The organism is Mycolicibacterium llatzerense, assembly GCF_025331195.1.
Taxonomy (GTDB): Bacteria; Actinomycetota; Actinomycetes; order Mycobacteriales; family Mycobacteriaceae; genus Mycobacterium; species Mycobacterium llatzerense.
This window is the reverse complement of the sequence record NZ_LXOV01000016.1, coordinates 469,843-489,196: the sequence shown is the minus strand read 5'-3', so window position 1 is coordinate 489,196 and position 19,354 is coordinate 469,843. Positions and strand designations below refer to the sequence as shown.

General features: G+C 67.6%; 18 protein-coding genes. 7 read left to right on the top strand and 11 right to left on the bottom strand.

Annotation, left to right across the window (positions count from 1 at the left end; all coding sequences use genetic code 11):
- Nucleotides 1–11: 11 nt before the first annotated feature.
- Genes A7G45_RS27075 through A7G45_RS27065 form a run of 3 tightly spaced genes read right to left on the bottom strand, consistent with a single transcriptional unit; the run spans nt 12 to nt 2,650 of the window.
- On the bottom strand, nt 12–620 hold the full coding sequence (locus tag A7G45_RS27075; RefSeq protein ID WP_260941432.1) for a vitamin K epoxide reductase family protein: 609 nt from the start codon (nt 618–620) through the stop codon (nt 12–14).
- Complete coding sequence (locus A7G45_RS27070; RefSeq protein WP_043393368.1) at nt 617–1,450, bottom strand: DsbA family protein; 834 nt, start codon at nt 1,448–1,450, stop codon at nt 617–619. The genes A7G45_RS27075 and A7G45_RS27070 overlap by 4 nt, the downstream gene beginning before the upstream one ends.
- Nucleotides 1,451–1,498: 48 nt before the next feature.
- Nucleotides 1,499–2,650 carry an alpha/beta hydrolase gene (locus tag A7G45_RS27065; RefSeq protein WP_260941431.1) on the bottom strand — a complete coding sequence of 384 codons (1,152 nt, stop codon included), beginning with the start codon at nt 2,648–2,650 and terminating at the stop codon, nt 1,499–1,501.
- Here A7G45_RS27065 and A7G45_RS27060 point away from each other — a divergent pair.
- The 3 genes from A7G45_RS27060 to A7G45_RS27050 all read left to right on the top strand — a co-directional run bounded on the left by A7G45_RS27060 (nt 2,643) and on the right by A7G45_RS27050 (nt 5,068).
- Complete coding sequence (locus A7G45_RS27060; RefSeq protein WP_377042062.1) at nt 2,643–3,497, top strand: aldo/keto reductase; 855 nt, start codon at nt 2,643–2,645, stop codon at nt 3,495–3,497. The two genes, A7G45_RS27065 and A7G45_RS27060, sit on opposite strands and share 8 nt — an antisense overlap.
- A 5-nt stretch (nt 3,498–3,502) precedes the next feature.
- Nucleotides 3,503–4,339 (top strand): aldo/keto reductase, encoded by an 837-nt coding sequence (locus A7G45_RS27055; protein ID WP_260941429.1) that lies wholly within the window; start codon nt 3,503–3,505, stop codon nt 4,337–4,339.
- A gap of 369 nt (nt 4,340–4,708) precedes the next feature.
- The gene (locus A7G45_RS27050; RefSeq protein ID WP_043393362.1) at nt 4,709–5,068 is read left to right on the top strand and encodes a hypothetical protein; all 360 of its coding nucleotides are present in this window, start codon (nt 4,709–4,711) and stop codon (nt 5,066–5,068) included.
- 370 nt (nt 5,069–5,438) lie between these two features.
- On the opposite strand, the gene A7G45_RS27045 is transcribed toward A7G45_RS27050, so the two are convergent.
- The 3 genes from A7G45_RS27045 to A7G45_RS27035 are packed head-to-tail and all read right to left on the bottom strand — an operon-like array spanning nt 5,439 to nt 10,050.
- Nucleotides 5,439–6,146 carry an HNH endonuclease family protein gene (locus A7G45_RS27045; protein WP_260941428.1) on the bottom strand — a complete coding sequence of 236 codons (708 nt, stop codon included), beginning with the start codon at nt 6,144–6,146 and terminating at the stop codon, nt 5,439–5,441.
- Nucleotides 6,143–8,362: an ATP-dependent DNA helicase RecG gene (recG, locus tag A7G45_RS27040; RefSeq protein ID WP_260941427.1), complete on the bottom strand. Its 2,220-nt coding sequence runs from the start codon at nt 8,360–8,362 to the stop codon at nt 6,143–6,145. The genes A7G45_RS27045 and recG overlap by 4 nt, the downstream gene beginning before the upstream one ends.
- A 2-nt stretch (nt 8,363–8,364) precedes the next feature.
- Nucleotides 8,365–10,050 (bottom strand): fatty acid kinase ATP-binding subunit FakA, encoded by a 1,686-nt coding sequence (locus A7G45_RS27035; protein WP_260941426.1) that lies wholly within the window; start codon nt 10,048–10,050, stop codon nt 8,365–8,367.
- 250 nt (nt 10,051–10,300) lie between these two features.
- On the opposite strand from A7G45_RS27035, the gene rpmB reads away from it, so the two are divergent.
- Entirely contained in the window at nt 10,301–10,492 is a 192-nt protein-coding gene (gene rpmB, locus A7G45_RS27030; protein ID WP_043393352.1) for a 50S ribosomal protein L28, read from the top strand.
- Nucleotides 10,493–10,677: 185 nt separating this feature from the next.
- Here the strand turns inward: rpmB and A7G45_RS27025 are convergent, their stop codons facing one another.
- Nucleotides 10,678–11,361, bottom strand: coding sequence for a uracil-DNA glycosylase (locus A7G45_RS27025; RefSeq protein WP_260941425.1), 684 nt, complete (start codon nt 11,359–11,361; stop codon nt 10,678–10,680).
- 9 nt (nt 11,362–11,370) lie between these two features.
- Nucleotides 11,371–12,333, bottom strand: a complete 963-nt coding sequence (locus A7G45_RS27020; RefSeq protein WP_260941424.1) for a thiamine-phosphate kinase — start codon at nt 12,331–12,333, stop codon at nt 11,371–11,373.
- A 130-nt stretch (nt 12,334–12,463) separates the two neighbouring features.
- Here A7G45_RS27020 and A7G45_RS27015 point away from each other — a divergent pair, with 130 nt between their 5' ends.
- Nucleotides 12,464–13,054, top strand: coding sequence for a DUF3515 domain-containing protein (locus tag A7G45_RS27015; RefSeq protein ID WP_260941423.1), 591 nt, complete (start codon nt 12,464–12,466; stop codon nt 13,052–13,054).
- Nucleotides 13,055–13,078: 24 nt separating this feature from the next.
- Here A7G45_RS27015 and A7G45_RS27010 read toward each other — a convergent pair whose 3' ends face one another.
- Genes A7G45_RS27010 through A7G45_RS27000 form a run of 3 tightly spaced genes read right to left on the bottom strand, consistent with a single transcriptional unit; the run spans nt 13,079 to nt 16,305 of the window.
- On the bottom strand, nt 13,079–14,188 hold the full coding sequence (locus A7G45_RS27010; RefSeq protein WP_043393341.1) for a D-alanine--D-alanine ligase family protein: 1,110 nt from the start codon (nt 14,186–14,188) through the stop codon (nt 13,079–13,081).
- Between the two features lie 20 nt (nt 14,189–14,208).
- Complete coding sequence (locus tag A7G45_RS27005) at nt 14,209–15,321, bottom strand: cystathionine gamma-lyase (protein WP_260941422.1); 1,113 nt, start codon at nt 15,319–15,321, stop codon at nt 14,209–14,211.
- 3 nt (nt 15,322–15,324) lie between these two features.
- Nucleotides 15,325–16,305 (bottom strand): NAD(P)H-dependent glycerol-3-phosphate dehydrogenase, encoded by a 981-nt coding sequence (locus A7G45_RS27000; protein WP_043393927.1) that lies wholly within the window; start codon nt 16,303–16,305, stop codon nt 15,325–15,327.
- A gap of 53 nt (nt 16,306–16,358) precedes the next feature.
- Between A7G45_RS27000 and cofC the strand changes: the two genes are divergently transcribed.
- Both cofC and A7G45_RS26990 read left to right on the top strand, forming a co-directional pair.
- Nucleotides 16,359–17,027, top strand: coding sequence for a 2-phospho-L-lactate guanylyltransferase (gene cofC / locus A7G45_RS26995; protein ID WP_377042059.1), 669 nt, complete (start codon nt 16,359–16,361; stop codon nt 17,025–17,027).
- Between the two features lie 85 nt (nt 17,028–17,112).
- Nucleotides 17,113–19,305, top strand: coding sequence for an RNA degradosome polyphosphate kinase (locus A7G45_RS26990; RefSeq protein ID WP_260941420.1), 2,193 nt, complete (start codon nt 17,113–17,115; stop codon nt 19,303–19,305).
- Nucleotides 19,306–19,354 lie beyond the last annotated feature (49 nt).

Sequence of the window (19,354 nt, the reverse complement as noted above, 5' to 3'; positions counted from 1 at the left end):
TAGATGTCGCGCTAGATCAGCGTGGACCAATAACTCCAGAATCGATCAAGGATCAGCAGTGCGATCGCAGTGATCCAGACGGCGTACAACGGCCATCGCCACTGGTACAGGGCGTACACCACTTTGCTGCCGCCGGCCAAGGGCTGCAAGGCAATTGACGACACCACGATCAGCAGCGCCATGGTGACGACCCAGACCACCATGCAGTACGGGCACAGCGCGCCGATCTCGTACAGGCTCTCGTAGATCAGCCAGTGCACGAACACCGCGCCCAGCAGCGTGCCACCCGCCAGGCCGGCCCAGTACCACCGCGGCAGCCGAACTCCGGCCACTGCCAGCACACCCGTCACGATCACCACGCTGAAGGCGGCGATGCCCACGAGCGGGTTCGGAAATCCGAACAGTGAGGCCTGTTTGGTCAGCATCACCGACCCGCACGACAGCACCGGGTTGATGCTGCACGACGGGACGTACGACGGGTTCTGCAACTGCCGGATCTTCTCGACGGCCAACACGAACGCGGCGACCTCGCCGATGACGCCGGCGAGCAGAATCCAGACGGCGGCGGGGCGGCTGACCGCCACCCCTGCCGGCCGCTCGGATGTCTCGACGTCGGTCACTGGTGCGGCGCCGGAGCGGGCTGCGGTGCCGGGGCGCCCGGAGCGGGAGCGGCGGGGGCCGCCGGGGCCGCGGGCAGGTTCGGCAGATCGGGCGCGATGGCCTTGATCTTCTCGATCAGGCTGTTCGGATCGCCGTTCGGGACCAGGCTGGTCTCGGTGCCGTTGATCTTGATGGTCGGGGTGCCCTGGATCTCCGAGTTGCGGGCCATGTTGTTGACCATCTCGGTGTAGACGCCGTTCTCGACGCACTTGCTGAGCGGGTCGTTCGGACCGACGGCAACGCCGGACTGGCGCGCGTACTCGAGCAGCTTGGCGTTGTCCGGGAAGCTGGCCGCGGTTTCCTCGGGCTGGTTCTTGTACAGCGCCTCGTGGAAGCGCCGGAACGCGGCCTTGTCCTCGTCGGCGACGCAGTACGCGATGGCGCCGGCGCGCGTCGAGTACGACTTCGGGTCGCCCCGGCCGATGATCGAGACGATGTTGTAGTCGACGGCGATGTCGCCGTTGTCGATCAGCTTGGCGATGGTCGGGCCGTAGGTCTTCTCGAAGACGCCGCAGACCGGGCAGAGAAAGTCCTCGTAGATCGTCAGGGTGACCTTCGGATCCTTGGTGCCGGGATTGGTGACGACGTTGCTCGCCGCGATCTGCACCGCCTGCACCTTGTGCGGGTCGGCCTTCGGCTTGCCGTTCATGACGATGTACGCCACCAGCACCACCGCGAAAACGATGACAAGCGCGGTCAGCCCGCCCTTGACCACCCAGTCGCGCTTGCGGTCCGCAGCCTTCAGGTCATAGCTGGCGTTCTTCGATGACTTCGACGATTTCGACGGCACGGCGTCAAGGGTACCGACGCCGACGGCGCAATCGGCCGGACCCGTGCCTCAGCGTGTGAGGTGGGCCCGAAATGCCGATACGAAGTCCGCCGTGGCCGTGGCGCTGTCGCCGCCGAGCGGGAAGAAATTCGCGAAGGCGTGAACCAGAGACCCATATCGGCGGTGATCGACCGGGACCCCGGCGGCGGCCAGTGCGACGGCGTAGGCCTGCCCCTCGTCGCGCAGCGGATCGAAACCACCGGTGAGCACGAGCGCAGGCGGCAGCCCCGACAGATCGTCGGCCAACAGTGGCGACACCCGCGGGTCCGACGGGTCGAGTGCCGATTCGGCCAGGTAGTTCGCCCGGAACCAGTCCATGTCGATCTTGCTCAGGAAGTAGCCCTCGGCGAACAGCACCTTCGACCGCGTGTCCCCGGCGAAGTTGGTCACGGGATAGAGCAGCAGCTGCAGGGCCGGCAGTGGCGCGTGGTTGTCGCGGGCCCGCTGCGACACGACAGCCGCCAGGTTGCCGCCGGCGCTGTCGCCGCCGACCGCGATCTTCGTCGGGTCCGCGCCCAGGCGGCCGGCGTTGTCCACACACCAGAGGTAGGTGGCGTAGCAGTCGTCCGCAGCAGCCGGAGCCGGATGTTCGGGAGCCAGGCGGTACTCGACGGACACCACCTGCACTCCGGCGTCGCGGCAGATCAATCGGCACAACCCGTCATGCGACTCGATACCGCCGACGACGAATCCGCCGCCGTGGAAGAAGACCAGCATCGGGGTCGGGCCTGTGACGTCCGGCTGATAGTGCCGGGCACGCAGCGGTTCGGCCGGACCGGGGACGGTGAAGTCTGTCGTCGCCACAGCGATTGCCGGGTCGAGGTACTGCGACAGCGCGTTGAGTTGAGCCCGCGCGACGTCGATGTCACTGCTGACGATCAGGCCGCCGGCGCCACTGGCGTTCTGCGCCTTCAGCATCAGCTGAAGGGTGGTGTCCAAGGTGTTGCCGTCGATGGTCACTCGGCGTCCGCCGAGCAGCACCCGCTTCACCCGGTCGGGAATCTTGGGCAGCACTCGGAGGGCGACGCCGCCGATCTTGGTCAGGACCGTCAAGCGCAGCCGGCTGGGCCGTCCCGCAACCGGATGCTCCGGTCGGACGACCAGCTCGGTGTCACTCGTCGCCGCGGACTGGACAGCATCGCCTGGCATGCTCATGGTCATGGCTGATCCTTCAGGTGCTCCGAATCCAACACTGACGCTCAACGACGGTACGTCCATCCCCGTGGTCGGGCTCGGGGTGTGGCAGACACCGGCCGAGGACACCGAACGCGCCGTCACTGCAGCATTGCACGCCGGATATCGCCATATCGACACTGCCGCGGCTTACGGCAACGAAGCCGGTGTCGGGCGGGCTGTGGCCGCCTCCGGCATCCCGCGTGAAGACATCTACGTCGTCACGAAGTTGTGGAACTCCGAACAGGGCTATGAGAAGACCCTCGCCGCGTTCGACGCGAGCATCGCGCAGCTGGGGCTCGACTATCTGGATCTGTATCTGATCCATTGGCCGACACCTGCGCAGAACCTGTTCGTCGACACCTTCAAGGCGTTCGCCCACCTGCGCGATCAGGGCCGCATCCGCGCTATCGGGGTCAGCAACTTCGAGCCCGTGCATCTCAAATTGCTCATCGACGCCACCGGGATCGTGCCCGCGGTGAACCAGATCGAGCTCCATCCGCGCCTGCCGCAGGCTGAGCTGCGCGAGACCCATGCCAGGTACGGCATCGCCACCGAGGCGTGGAGTCCGCTGGGACAGGGTTCCATGCTGCAGGACCCGATCATCACCGCGATCGCGGAGCGACACGGAAAAACGCCAGCGCAGGTGCTGATTAGGTGGCATATCCAGCTGGGTAATATCGTCATCCCGAAATCGGTGAACCCAGACCGGATTGCGAGCAATTTCCACGTGTTTGATTTCGAGCTGAGCGAAGCGGACATCGCGTCCATCGCGACCCTCGACAACGGCACCCGCCTGGGCCCCGATCCACGAACGTTCAACTTCACAGGGTAGGTGACATGGCCTCCGCAGAGATTCCCAATCTGGCGCTCCACGACGACAACACGATTCCGGCGCTCGGCCTCGGTGTCGGGGAACTGTCGGACGCCGACACCGAGCGGGCCGTCTCGGCCGCGCTCGAGATGGGCATCCGGCTGATCGACACCGCAGCCGTCTATGGCAACGAGGAAGCAGTCGGCCGGGCCATCGCCGCCTCGGGCATCCCGCGCGCCGAGATCTTCGTCACCACCAAGCTGGCCAATGCCGACCAGGGCTTCCAGGGCGGCCAGGACGCCCTCAAGGTGAGCCTGGACAAACTCGGCATGGAGTACGTCGACCTCTACCTGATCCACTGGCCGGCCGGCGACATCAGCAAGTACGTGGACAGCTGGGGTGCCCTGATCAAGGTGCACAACGACGGCACCGCCAAGTCGATCGGCGTCTGCAACTTCTCCGACGAAGACCTGTCGACCATCATCGACCTGAGCTATGTCAGCCCCGTGGTCAACCAGGTCGAGCTCCATCCGCTGCTCAACCAGTCGGCGCTGCGGGCGGTGCACGCCGAGCGCGGCATCGTCACGCAGGCCTACAGCCCGCTCGGTATCGGCGCCCTGCTGAGCAACCCGACCGTGGCGTCGATCGCCGCCGAGTACGGCAAGACCCCGGCGCAGGTGCTGATCCGGTGGAGCCTGCAGCTCGGCAACTCGGTCATCCCCCGCTCATCCTCGCCCGAGCGCATCGCCGAGAACCTCGACGTGTTCGGCTTCGAGTTGGCCGCTGAGCACATGGACGCCCTCGGCGGCCTCGACGACGGAACCCGCTACCGCCCGGACCCCGCCACCTACACGGGCATCTGAGGCCGGCTGCGCTTCAACTGATACAGGCCCAAATGGCCGTTCTCCCGTCAGGGAGGACGGCCATTTGTGTTTGGCGCGAACGATTTCGGGTAGGCGGCGACCCCCCTTGCCACAGATGTGTCCAGTGGGTCACGTGTGCCGATTGTCGACCAACTCGCAGCAATTGATTCGTGTTAACTATCCCACTATTACCTCTGGTGCGTTAATTTGGTATTGCGTCCTTTTATTCCGACGCAACCAGACATCATCGAGCAGGGGGTTCGAGAAATGGTTCATCCATTCGGAAGCAGTTCACAATTAACGATGCCGACAATTGGTCGCCTCTCCCAGCGCTTGCTATTGGGCGCGGCAACAATTGGACTGGGTGCATTGCTATTCACATTCGGAGCGGGCACCGCGCAGGCCGACACGTCCACTTCCGGGGTCACCAGCCACGCCAACGCGCCCACCTCGAGCAGCCCGGTGGGCGGCATCGCGGGCGCGCTCGACGGCACGGTGAAAACGGTGGCCGGCGGCCTCCACAACACCACCAAGACCGTGGCCGGTGCGCTCAACGGCACCACCAAGACCGTCGCCGCCGACCTCGACGGCACCACCAAGACCGTCGCCGGCGGACTGCACAACACCACCAAGACGGCCGCCGGCGCGCTCAACGGCACCACCAAGACGCTCGCCGCCGACCTCCACGGCACCTTGAAGACCATCGGCGGCATTTTCGGACGCCGCTGAACGGACCCCACGACGGGCAGGAGCGAATTTGGCATCAGGCTGCGGCGAAATATCGACAGTTCACTGAATCGACGGCATTCCGGCATCTAATTCAGTCGCCCCGCTATCGGTTATTTCGCCGTGGTCGCCGAATGGGATGAACAGATATTGGTTGCCGAGTTGCGATAGCTCGGCAACCAATATTTGCGCAATTTGCGCACATCGCGCCCAAAATTAGCGGTGTCACCAATGCGAGGCATCCCAGCAAACAATCCAGCACCAGTTGTCATGCGGCATTATCGATAAGGGCAACAAAACCGCCGAGATTCGGTTCTGTACTGAGGATCAAGGTCGCCGTCGACTGCGTCGCGGAGCTCGCCCCGTCCGGCTCCTAGCCCCTCTGACAGGTGGCCGCCGCATCGCGGAGTACCGGCACCGACGGCTCGTCGACGGGAAGCCCATAACCCCGCAGCACCGCGATGTACTGCACCGCGTACTGGCACCAGAAGCCATGGTTTGGCGGCATCCAGTCCGAGGGCTGCTTGTCCCCCTTGTCCTGGTTGGCCTTCCCGGACACCGCAAGCAGATTCGCCGGATCGTTGGCGAACCGGAGCCGCAGCTCGTCATTCCAATCCTTCGCCCCGAGGTCCCAGGCCAGCGCCAATGGCACGATGTGGTCGATCTGCACCGCCGCACCGATCTGGTTGCCGCGGGTGAACGCGATGGTGTCGCCCGAGTACGGGTCGCGCAGCACCCCGGTCTTCACCGCCTGCGGGCAGCGTTTGAGCGACACGATGGTCTTGTCGGTCAGGTCTCGGTTCAGGATGTCGTTGCGGGTGTCGCAGCCGTTGTGGCCGTCGGGCGCGGAGTTGTCGTCGGTCCAGGATTCGCCGTACGCCGCGCGCCGGTAGTTGGGGTCACGCACCCGCCGCGGAATGACGGCGACCCCGGCGAGGATGTCGGTACCGGGCGCGACCGTCGGTACGACAGCGCCGTCGGCGCCATCGGCGACCGCTGCGGGTTCATCGGCCGTCCCGACCTGGATGGCGACCACCACCGCCAGCACCACAGCTGCGACGAGCCACAGCAGGCGCTTCACGCCTTGTCCAGGTACTCGACGCGATCGGTGTCGACGAACTGGGCGGCCAGCGCGGACATCCCCGGATCGTCCGGATTCTGCGCGTAGGCCGCCTGACAGAACGCGCGGGCCGACTCGATGACTTCCTGATGGTCGGCCAGCGACAGGAACCGCAGATACCCGGCCCGCCCAGACTGGTTGAGCCCCAGCACATCGCCCTCGCGGCGCTCCTGCAGATCCAGATCGGCCAGTTCGAAACCGTCGAGGGTGCCGGCCACGGCCTGCAGCCGGGCACCGGCCTTCGACCCTTCCGGCAGCTTGGTCGCGAGCAGGCAGAGGCTGGCGTGCGAGCCACGGCCGATGCGGCCCCGCAGCTGGTGCAGCTGGCTGATCCCGAAGCGGTCCGCATCCATCACCACCATGACCGTCGAGTTGGGCACGTCGACACCGACCTCGATGACGGTGGTGCACACCAGCACATCGATCTGCCCAGCCCGGAAGGCCGACATGATGGCGTCCTTCTCATCGCCGGGCAGCCGGCCGTGCATGAGCCCGAGGCGCAGGTTCGTCAGCGGCCCGGCGCGCAGCTTGTCGTACAGCTCGACGACCGTCACCGGCGGCGGACCGGCCTCTTTGTTCTCGATCTGCTTGTCGTTCTCGTCGATCCGGGAGGCCACCACATAGGCCTGCCGTCCGGCTTGGACCTCTTCGCGGATACGGGCCCAGGCGCGGTCGAGCCAGGCCGGTTTCTGGCTGACGAAGATGGTCTTGGTGTCGATGGGCTGCCGGCCGCGCGGCAGCTCCCGCATGGTCGAGGTCTCCAGATCGCCGTACACGGTCAGCGCGACGGTGCGCGGGATCGGCGTGGCCGTCATCACCAGCAGATGCGGCGTCAGTCCGTCAGGGGCCTTGGCGCGCAACCGGTCTCGCTGCTCCACCCCGAACCGCTGCTGTTCGTCGACCACCACCATGCCGAGCCGATCGAACTCCACGGCGTCCTGCAGCAGGGCATGGGTGCCGATGACGATGCCGGCCCGCCCGCTCGACACTTCCTCGCGCACCTGCCGTTTCTGTTGCGCGGTCATGGATCCCGTCAGCAACGCAACCGCGGTCGCATCGTCGGGCGCACCGAGCTGGCCCGCCATGGCCAGCGGCCCCAGCACGTCGCGAACGGACCGCGCATGTTGCACGGCAAGCACTTCCGTCGGTGCAAGCAGCGCGCACTGATAGCCGGCGTCGACCATCTGCAGCATGGCCAGCACCGAGACGATGGTCTTGCCCGAGCCGACCTCGCCCTGCAGCATCCGGTTCATCGGCCGAGGCTCGGACAGCTCAGCCGACAGCACCTCGAGCACATCACGTTGGCCCGCAGTCAATTCGAACGGCAACCGGTCCCGCAGCGCGGCGGCCAGACCGTCGTCGATCGGCGGCGCCGGCGGACCGGATTGCGACTGCGCGCCGTGCCGACGGGCGGCCAGCGCCCATTGCAGCCCCGCGGCCTCATCGAAAGTCAGGCGCTCCCTGGCCTGTTCGCGATCCGCTTCACGCTCACCGAGGTGGATGTCACGCAGCGCCTGATCCTCGGAGATCAGACCACGCTGCGCCAGAATCGATTCCGGCAGCAGGTCGGATATCGGGTCCAGCACGGCGAGCACCTGCAGGATGCACGCGTAGATGTCCCAGCTCTGCACCTTGGCGCACGCCGAGTAGATCGGGAAGAACTCCCGCTCGAACGCCGACATCTGCAGTTCGCCGTGCATCTTCTCGGAGGCGTCGGCGATCTTCTTCAGCGCCGGGGACCCGAACGTGCGGCCCGCACCGGAATCGAGGACCAGGTGCGCGGGATGCGTCAATTGCATTGTGCGCCCATAGAATCCGACAACGCCCGACAGCATCACGCGAGTCCCCTCGACGAGGGACTTCTTGAGGAACTTGGCGTTGAAGAAGGTTGCGGTGACCTTCGGATTGCGGTTGCCGAGCGTGACCACCAGGTATTCGCGTTTGGGCGCCCGATTGGTCCACCGCGTCTCCGCCTTGGTGATGACGTCCACGAACGTCACGTGGTCGCCTTCTTCCGGCAGCTCGGTGTCTTCCCCCAGCACCGTCATACCCTGGCTGTACTTGCGGGGATAGTGCCGCAACAGATCGTTGACGGTGCGGATGCCAAAGAACTCTTCCAGTGGTGCAGCGGATTTCGCGCCCAGTACGTGCACCAGCGAGTCGGTCAGCGCGACCACCGCTACTCCACCCCGATCAGTAGTGCGTCCCCACGGTGGCCGGTGTGATAGGTCACCAACTCGGCCGCCAGATGCTCCTGGCGCACATGTTCGGCCAGCGCGACACCCACCTCGGCGTCGACGCCCGCGCCGGTCAACACCGTCACCAGTTCACCGCCCGACGACAGCAGCAGGTCGATCAACCCGCTGGCGGCACTGACCAGATCGTGGCCGACGATCAGCACCTCGTCACCGGCGATGCCCAAACCGTCGCCCGGACGGCACCTACCGGCCCAGGTCAACGCCGCCTCGGTGGCGATCCGCACCGATCCGTGCCGGGCGCCTGCCGCGGCGCGGGCCATGGTGTAGCCGTCGTCGACGGCCTGGCGGGTGGCATCATGCACGGCCAGCGCCGCCAACCCCTGCACCATGGATCCGGCCGGTACCGGCACCACGTCCATGCCCCAGCTGATTGCCGTGGCGCAGCCGGCCACCAATTCCTCCGCGGCCAGAAAACCGTTGGGCAGCACCATGATCTGCGCGGCACCGGTGCCGACGAGCCCGGCCAGGAACTGCTGCGCGCTGATCGGTCCGTCGTCAGGCCGCAGCACGTGCGCGCCTTCGCTGCCGAACAACTCCCCCGCACCGTCACCGTCGACGATCGCCAGCACGGCGCGGTCCCGGCTCCAGCCGCCGGACGGCCGGGCGCCGGCAGCCCCGATCAGCGCGGTGACCTGAATCCTGCTGACCGTGCCGAGATCGAGGGCCGCCTCGATCGCGGCGCCGGCATCGTCGGCGTGCACGTGCACGCTGTACTGACCGCCGGCGATCGCCGCGGCGATCGCCACCGATTCACCGAGCCGCAGCAGCCGGGCGCGCAACACCTCGACGTTGTCGGCGTGGCAATCGCCGAGCAGGTACATCACCTCGAATTGTGGCGGCGTACCGCCAATTTCGTGGTTGTTGTGGTCGTGGTCGTGGTCATGGTCGGCCCGGGGGTGCCCGGTGCCGGGCTGGTACAGGGGCCGGGGGGCCGAACCGCCGGACAGCGTCGCGGTCAGTGCGTCGAGCAGGACCAGCAGACCGCGCCCGCCGGCGTCGACGACGCCCGCCTCTGCGAGCACGTCGAGCTGATCGGGGGTGCGCTCGAGCGCCACTGCAGCGGCGTCCGAGACAGCGGCCGCCATGATCGCGAGATCGGTCAACCCGTTCTGATTCTCGGCTTCCAGCGCTGCTGCCTGCAGCACCGACACGATGGTTCCGGGCACGGTCTGCCCGACGGACGCGACCGCGAGCACCTGGGCGTGATGCAGGGCCGCGGTGAACTCCGGCGCGGTGATCTCACCGCACTCTCTGTCCTCACCGCGTTGCGACGCGGCCTCGGCGACGACGTCGGCCACACCCCGCAGGATCTGCGACAGGATGACGCCCGAGTTGCCCCGGGCGCCGTGCAACGCCCCGGCCGACAATGCGGCCGACACCGCCACCACGTCGTTGCCCGCCGCCTTCACGGCCTCGTCGGCCTGTGCCGCGGCAGCACGCATGGTGAACAGCATGTTGGTGCCGGTGTCGGAGTCGGCGACGGGATAGACGTTCAGCCGATTGATCTCGTCGGTATGGGCGATCAGATGCAGGACCGCGGTGTGAGCCCAGTCACGTAAGGCGATCCCATCCAGCGGACGGGGGATGCGACCCACGCCAGCTGACATGTGACCTCCATCGCGTTCGCCCGGGTTCTCCCCGATTCTCCAGTCGCCCGCCCGGTAACCCCTCGGTGCCCCGCCAGCCTAGCCAGTGGCCCCGACAAATCTCCTGACCAACTCCCATGGAACACCAGCCACCAGACCCATTTTGGTGATCGTCGGGCCGCCCGGTATCCTGGTCAGGTTGTCTGTTCGCGCCGCACAAGGCTGTGGCCGTCGGACTCAGACCCCAAGTACTGATTTCGAGGAGTTCTTCATGGCCGCCGTGTGCGACATCTGCGGAAAGGGACCGGGCTTCGGTATGTCCGTCTCGCACTCCCACCGTCGGACCAACCGCCGCTGGGATCCGAACATTCAGACCGTGCGTGCGGTCGACCGTCCGGGTGGCAACCGCAAGCGGATCAACGCCTGCACCTCCTGCATCAAGGCCGGCAAAGTCAGCCGTTAGTTCCGGCTCTCGGGCGGATTGATTCCGCCTACAACTGAAGTCTTACTCGAAAGCGCTGCGCGAAACCCGCGCAGCGCTTTCGTGTGTCTTCAGGTAGTGGCTGCGGCCGCTCACCAGCGGCGAGCGGCCGCACAAGGCACACCAAAACGGGCGTGCCGCCGTACGGACACGGCCCCCTCGCGGGATTAAGGCAGGCGCCAGTCGATGGGGTCCGCACCGAGGCGGGTCAGCAGCTCGTTGGCCCGGCTGAACGGCCGGGACCCGAAGAATCCGCGGGACGCCGACAGTGGTGACGGATGCACCGATTCGATGCTCACGCACCGCTCGCCGGTGAGCATGGGCTTGAGGGTCTGCGCGTCTCGGCCCCACAGCACCGCCACCAAGGGCTGTGGCCGGGCGATGAGCGCCTTGATGGCGCATTCGGTGACGGCCTCCCAGCCCTTCCCGCGATGCGAGGCGGGATTGCCCGGCCGGACCGTCAGCACCCTGTTCAGCATCATGACGCCCTGCTTCGACCACGGGCCCAGATCGCCGCAGCCCGGCTGCTCGTACCCCAGGTCTGCGGTGTACTCGGTGAAGATGTTGGAGAGGCTGCGCGGCAGCGGTCGCACGTCGGGCGCCACCGAGAAACTCAGGCCGACGGCATGCCCCGGGGTCGGATACGGGTCCTGGCCGACGATCAGCACCCGCACCTCGTCGAAGGGGAAGGTGAAGGCGCGCAACACATTCTCCCCGGCCGGCAGATAGCCATGGCCGGCCGCGTTCTCGGCGCGCAGGAATTCGCCCATCGCAGCGATCTCGGAGGCGACCGGTTCCAGGGCCAGGGCCCAGCCGGGGTCGATCAGGTCTTGCAGGGGTCGGGCAGTCACGCCAGTACCTTACTGACCGAACGATTCCCAGCCGCCGGCTCCATGCCACGACGCGCCGTCGACGGTGACGCGCGGCGCTCCGGACAGCACGGTCCCGATGGCCCGCCAGCCGGCCGGCAGCGCGCCGCCGAAGGTGCCGACCAGCACGTGGTCCTCGCCGCCACCGAGCACCCAGTCGCGGGCGTCGCCGCCGATCATCGCGGCCGCCGGTGTCAGCGTGGCCACGTCGGCCTCGAGCGCCATCGTCGACAGGTCGACGGCCACGCCGGAGGCCTCCGCAATGTGGCCGAGGTCGGCCACCAATCCGTCGGACACGTCGGTCATGGCCGTCGCACCGGCTGCCGCGGCAGCCGCCCCCTGCCCGTAGTGGACCCGCGGCACCAGGTGCCGCCTCCGCAGCTCGTCGAACTCGTGGATACCGCCGCGCCACAAGGAATATCCAGCAGCGGACCAGCCCAGGTCACCAACCACCGCGACGGTGTCCCCCGGTTGCGCACCGGACAACAGCACGGGTGGACGGCCACCGAGGTCGCCCAGTACGGTCACCGAGATCACCCACTGCGGCGCGGCCACCAGGTCGCCGCCGACAATTCCGGCTCCGAATTTCGTTGCCTCCGACCACATTCCGTCGGACAGTCGCTGTGCATCCGCGGCCGCGGTGTCGGACGGCGCGCCGAAGCCGACGACGAACGCATACGCCCGCGCCCCCATCGCCTCGATGTCCGCGGCGTTCTGCGCAATTGCCTTGCGCCCCACGTCATGCGGCGTGGACCAGTCCAGCCGGAAATGACGCCCCTCGACCAGCATGTCGGTGGACACCACGACCCGGCCATCGGCGGCCGTCAGGAGTGCGGCATCGTCACCCGGGCCGACGACGACCTCGGCGGGCTGCCGGCGGCGGGCGGTCAACCGCCCGATCACCGCGAACTCGCCGAGCCCCGCCAGGGTCTCCCCGGATTCAGCGCTGGTCATGGTGGTGGAGTCTAGGGCGCACGACGATCAAGCGGCGAGGCACGAGCCGCGTTGAGGAATGCGGCAAGTCGATGATGCAGGGTGACCGCTCTCGGCCTCCCGGGGCGAGCGGCGCTCTAGAGTTGCCGTCATGACCGAACCCGGTGACCATCGCGATCTGACGGGTGATCCAGATGGCCCACCCCGCGGCGCCATCATCGCGGCCATCGTGGTGGCGGTCGCGGCGATCGTCGGCCTGCTCGCATATGCGGCGCTGCGCCAAGCGCCTGAGGACAAACCGGTCGCAATCCCGCTGGCGAGCGCCCCGGCGCCACAGGCCGACAGTGAGCAGTGCCGCGCGCTGCTCGCCGCACTGCCCGACACCATGGGCGACTTCCGTCGGGCGACGCTCGCCGACCCCGCCCCTGCGGGTGCCGCTGCCTGGCTGGGACCGACCGGTATCGACGCGGTGGTGCTGCGCTGCGGCGTCGAGCGACCCGACGGTTTCGTCGTCGGAGCACCGCTGCAGATGGTCAACGCGGTGTCGTGGTTCGAGGCCAGCGGCCCGAGCGCCAGCACCTGGTACGCCGTCGATCACGGTGTGGTCGGCGACGGCAAAGGGACCACCTACGTGGCGCTGACGCTGCCGCAGGGTTCCGGCCCCACACCGATCCAGACCATCTCCGAGCTCATCGAAAAGGTGATGCCGGCCCGTCCGCTGGACCCGGCGCCGGCCCGCTAGCGCAGGCCGGTCTTCCCCTGCGCGTCAGCGCAAACCAGTGCCTCTGCCGAGCGCGGTGTCCACCATGACGCTCAGCAGGGTGGCGTAGTCGACTCCGCTGGCAGCCCACATCTGCGGGTACATCGAGATGGTCGTGAAGCCGGGCATGGTGTTGATCTCATTGATCACCGGCCCGTTCTCGGTCAGGAAGAAGTCGACGCGGGCCAGGCCCTGGCAGTCCAGCGCCTTGAACGCGCGGATGGCCAATTGCCTGATCTCATCGGCGATTTCGTCATCGACCTTGGCCGGCACGTCGAGCTCGGCCGCGTCCTCGAGATACTTGGTGGCGAAGTCGTAGAACCCGCCACCGACGCGAATCTCGCCCAGCTCGCTGGCCGCGATGCGGCCGTCCGGGTACTCCAGCACACCGCATTCCACTTCGCGGCCGGGCATCGCGGCTTCGACGATCACCTTCGGATCATGTTGGCGCGCATAGGCGATGGCCTGATCCAGCTCGTCCCACGAAGCGACCCGGCTCACGCCGATGGACGAGCCACCGCGGGCCGGCTTGACGAACACCGGCAGGCCCAGGCGCTCGCGGTCATCGAGGCTCAGCGTCACGTCGCGCGGCCGCAGTACCACCTGATCGCCGATCGGCAGCCCGTCGGCGGCCAGCAGCTTCTTGGTGAATTCCTTGTCCATCCCCGCCGCGCTGGCCAGCACACCCGCACCGACATACGGCACGCCGGCGAGTTCCAGCAGGCCCTGGATGGTGCCGTCCTCGCCGTACGGGCCGTGCAGCACCGGGAAGACGACGTCGACGGCCGTCAGCACCTGTGCGACATCGTCCTGCAACGACAGCAGTTCACCGCGGCGGTTCGGGTCGGCGGCCAGCGTCAGCGCGGTGCCGGATGCGGCGGTGACGCCGGGCAGTTGCCCGTCGGTGATGGCCAGGGTCTCCGGACGGCCGTCACCGAGCACCCAGGAACCCTCCGGGGTGATACCGACGGCGACGACCTCGTAGCGGGCCGGGTCCAGGTTGCGCAGGATGCTCCCGGCCGAAACACAGGAGATGGCGTGCTCGGAGCTGCGTCCGCCGTAAACGACGGCGACCCGGGTACGACCGGCGGCTGCTGAGGATTGAGGGGCAGTCACAACCTAGAGAGGCTACCCGGCTACCCGAGCGCACCCGTGATGTCGGCCAGTAGGTCGTCGGCGTCCTCGATGCCGAGTGAAATCCGCGCGAAGCCCGGCGACACCGCATCGCCCCAGCGTGCACGTCGGTCGACCGAGGTGTGGATGCCACCGAAACTGGTCGCCGCGACCAACAGCTGACTGCGGTTGACCAGGTCGTGCACGGCGGCGGCGTCCGCCAGTTCGATCGCGACGAGGCCACCGAAACGCCGCATCTGGTCCCGCGCCACGGGATGCGCGCGGTCGGTCGGCAGCCCGGGATAGCGCACGGCCCGCACGGCCGGATGGGCGTCGAGCGTCATGGCGAGCGCGAGGGCGTTGCCGCACTGCCGTTCGAACCGCAGACCGGCGGTGCCCAGGCTGCGCAGCGCCAGCCAGGCCTCGAAGTGCCCGAGGATCGCGCCGGCCAGCACCCGCTCGCGCTCGATGGCGGCCATCAGTTCCCGGTGACACCCGGCGACGTAGCCGGCCAGCAGATCGCTGTGCCCGGACAGCCCCTTGGTCGCGCTGGCCACCACCAGGTCGGCGCCGAGCGACAGCGGCTGCTGGCCGAGCGGGGTGGCAGCGGTGTTGTCCACCACCAGGGTCGCGCCGCGGGACCGGCAGATCGTGGACAACCGGTGCAGGTCGACGACGTCCAGCGTCGGGTTGACCGGCGATTCGGCGACCACCACGTCGGCATGGGAGAGATGCTCGGCCGCGCCGCAGATTTCCGCGGCGCTCGCCTCGATGACGGTGACACCGCGGGCCGCGAGATGCTCGGCCGCGTACCGGCGTACCTGGTAGTAGCCGTCGGCCGGGACCACCAGGGTGGTACCCGGAGTCGCCAGCACCCGCAGTGCCGAGGAAATTGCGGCCATACCCGACGAGAACGTCAGCGCCGAGATGGCACCTTCCAGTTCCGCCAGAGCCGATTCCAGTTGGCGCCAGGCCGGATTGGAGTTGCGGCCGTAGAAGTCCAGACCGTCCGATTCGTCGTCGGACAGGTGATAGGCGGCCACCGGGACCGGGGGCGGCGCCACCGGCTGCCCCGGAACCCGTTGTGATGCAGTCGCTTTGACGCTACGAGTGGAATCGCCGAGCTGGCCGTCCATGGCTCACTCCGGCTTGGTGCTGCGGCCGAGCAACAGCGCGAATGCCTGGTCCACCGATAAACCCTTGTGGCACACCCGGTTCACCGCGTCGGTCAGCGGCATCTCGACGTCGTAGCTCTCGGCCAGCGCCAGCACCGACTGGCAGGACGTGACGCCCTCGGCGACCTTGCCGCTGGCCGCGGCCAGCGCCGATTCCATGGTGCCGCCGCGCGCCAGGCGCTCGCCGAAACTGCGATTGCGGGACTGCGGCGAGGTGCAGGTGGCAACCAGATCGCCGACGCCGGCCAGCCCGGCCAGCGTTACGCCCTTGGCGCCGAGCGCGATTCCCAATCGCATGATCTCTGCCAGGCCGCGGGTGATGATCGCGGCGGCGGTGTTCTCGCCGAACCCGGCACCCGCCGCCATCCCGCAGGCCAAGGCGATGACGTTCTTGCACGCCCCGCCGACCTCGGCGCCGATCACGTCGGCGTTGGTGTACGGCCGGAAGTAGCCGGTCGCGAATGCGCGCTGCAGCGCGACCGCACGTCCGGAATCGGTGCACGCGATCAGGGTGGCGGCCGGCTGCTCGTCGACCACTTCGCTGGCCAGGTTGGGCCCACTGAGCACGGCAACCCGGCTCGGATCGGCACCCGTCACCTGGACGATGACCTGGCTCATGCGCAACAGGCTGTCGAGTTCGATGCCCTTGGCCACGCTGACCAACGTGGCGTCGGCACCGAGATGTCCGGTCCAGTCGGTCAGGTTGGTGCGCAGCGTCTGGGACGGCACCGCCAACAACACGGTGCAGGCGCCGGTCAGCGCCTCGGCGGGGTCCGCGGTTGCCTTGATGGCCGCCGGAAGCGCCCGGTCACCGAGATATTTCGAGTTCCGGTGGGTCTCGTTGATCTCGCGCGCCACCTCCGCACTGCGCGCCCACAACGTCACGTTGCTGCCCGCGTCCGCCAGGACTTTCGCCAGTGCCGTCCCCCACGCGCCGGCACCCATCACCGCTGCCTCCACCACGGCGTCAAGACTAGTCCCGCCCAGGCTTTGGCAGTATGGCGGTCATGAGCAGCGACCCGAGTGTGGAGACGGTCGGCGATGCCGCCGGTGTCGGGTTGATCATCGCGGTGAAACGGCTGGCCGCGGCCAAGACCCGACTGGCCCCGGTTTTCGCCGGCGACCTGCGCGAGCAGGTGGTGTTGGCGATGCTCCTCGACACCATCAATGCCGCCCTGGCAGTGCCGGCCGTCGGCTCCGTGACTGTCGTCACCCCGGACGCGGACGCCGCCGCCGCGGTGCGCGAGCTCGGTGCCGACGTACTGCTGGACCCCACTCCGGCCGGACACCCCGATCCGTTGAATCACGCACTCGCCGCCACGGAGCAGGCCCTGCGGGGCCGGGTGACGAACATCGCGGTGTTGCAAGGCGACCTGCCCGCGCTCCGCACCGCGGAACTGGCCGAGGCCATCGCCGGTGCGCGTCAGCATGCCCGCAGTTTCATCGCAGACCGGCACCGCACCGGCACTGCGGCACTGTTCGCCTTCGCCGCGCCGCTCGGCCCCGAGTTCGGTGTCGATTCCGCACGGCGCCATGCCGATTCGGGCGCGGTGGAGCTGTCGGGCGAGTGGCCGGGACTGCGCTGCGACATCGATACGCCGGATGATCTGGCGGCGGCGCGCAGACTTGGCGTCGGCCCCGCGACGACCCTGATCGTCGGCGCGTAGCGGTGAGGTCCCGGCGCCGGTGTCTGGCGATCCGGGTTCACCAACCGTGTGGCCTGCGCCCTGTCGATAGGGAATGATCGTCGGGGTGACCGAAGCCGACACCAGATCAATACAGACCGAGCGGGCCTCAGTCGGCGGCCCGCCTGCGCGGGCGGCTGCCGACTCCGACCCGGAACCGCTGCCTGCGGCCACCGCGGATCCGACGGACAGCGCGCTCCCCGATGACCGGTACCTCAACCGGGAGCTGAGCTGGCTGGACTTCAATGCCAGGGTGTTGGCTCTGGCCGCCGATACGTCACTGCCGCTGTTGGAGCAGGCCAAGTTCCTGGCGATCTTCGCATCGAATCTCGACGAGTTCTACATGGTTCGGGTGGCCGGGCTGAAGCGCCGCGACGAGACCGGCCTGTCGGTGCGGTCGGCGGACGGCCTGTCGCCGCGCGAACAGCTGCGCCGCATCGGTGAACGCACCCAGCAGATTTCCAGCCGGCAGGCCGCCGTGTTCGGTGATGTGGTGCGGCCCGCGCTGGCCGAGCAGGGCATCACCATCGTCAACTGGAGCGAGCTCGACGAGCACGAGCAGTCCAAGCTGTCCACCTATTTCCACGAGCAGGTGTTCCCGGTGTTGACGCCGCTGGCGGTCGACCCGGCGCACCCGTTCCCGTTCGTCAGCGGCCTGAGCATCAACCTGGCCATCACGGTGCGCAATCCCGACGACGGCACGCAGCACTTCGCCCGAATCAAGGTGCCGGACAACGTCGACAGGTTCGTGGAGCTGCATGAGTCGGGTGACACGGCTGAGGGCGCCAAACCCCGGGTGCGGTTCCTGCCGATGGAGGCACTGATCTCGGCGTTCCTGCCGGTGCTGTTCCCCGGGCTGGAGATCGTCGAACATCACGCGTTCCGGATCACCCGCAATGCGGACTTCGAAGTCGAAGAGGACCGCGACGAGGATCTGCTGCAGGCGCTGGAACGTGAGCTGGCGCGCCGCCGGTTCGGCTCGCCGGTGCGGCTCGAGGTCGCGACCGACATGACCGAGAACATGCTCGACCTACTCCTTCGTGAGTTGGACGTGCATCCCGGCGATGTCATCGAAGTGCCTGGGCTGCTGGACCTTTCGTCACTGTGGCAGGTCTACGGCGTGGACCGGCCCGACCTCAAGGACCGCCCGTTCGTGCCGGCCACTCCCCCGGCTTTCGGCGAACGGGAAACCCCGAAGAGCATCTTCTCGACGCTGCGGGACGGCGACGTCCTGGTGCACCATCCCTACGACTCCTTCTCCACCACCGTCCAGCGTTTCATCGAGCAGGCCGCCGCCGATCCGAATGTGTTGGCCATCAAGCAGACCCTGTACCGGACCTCGGGTGACTCGCCGATCGTCAACGCGCTGATCGACGCCGCCGAAGCCGGCAAGCAGGTGGTGGCGCTGGTCGAGATCAAGGCCCGCTTCGACGAGCAGGCCAACATCAAGTGGGCCCGCAAGCTGGAGCAGGCGGGCGTGCATGTGGTGTACGGACTGATCGGGCTCAAGACCCACTGCAAGACGTGCCTGGTGGTGCGGCGCGAAGGGTCGACCATCCGTCGGTACTGCCACATCGGTACCGGCAACTACAACCCGAAAACCGCACGCCTGTACGAAGATGTGGGCCTGCTGACCGCGTCACCCGACATCGGCGCCGACCTGACCGACCTCTTCAACTCGCTCACCGGGTACTCGCGCAAGGTGTCCTACCGCAACTTGCTGGTGGCCCCGCACAGTGTGCGGCGCGGCATCATCGAGCGCATCGAGCGCGAGATCGAGGCCAAGCAGGCCGGCGGCGACGGCCGCATCCGGTTGAAGATGAACGCGTTGGTCGACGAGCAGGTCATCGACGCGCTGTACCGGGCGTCGCAGGCCGGGGTCCGCGTCGAGGTGGTGGTTCGCGGTATCTGCGCGTTGCGCCCGGGTGTCGCGGGATTCTCCGAGAACATCGTGGTGCGCTCGATTCTCGGCCGCTTCCTTGAACATTCACGGATTATTCACTTCAACGCCATCAATGAATTCTGGATCGGCAGCGCCGACATGATGCATCGTAATCTCGACCGTCGCGTCGAGGTGATGGCACAGGTGAAGGACCCAAGACTGACGGAGGAACTGGGCGGGATGTTCGACTCGAGCATGGACCCGGCCACCCGTTGCTGGGAGCTGGGCCCGGACGGGCACTGGACGGCGTTGCCCCGGGAAGGCGAGAAGGTTCGGGATCACCAGGTGTCGATCATGGAGCGGCACCGCACACCGTAGTTTTCGGTCGGCACCTCACGTAGCGCGAAAACCTGACCCCGACAACCAC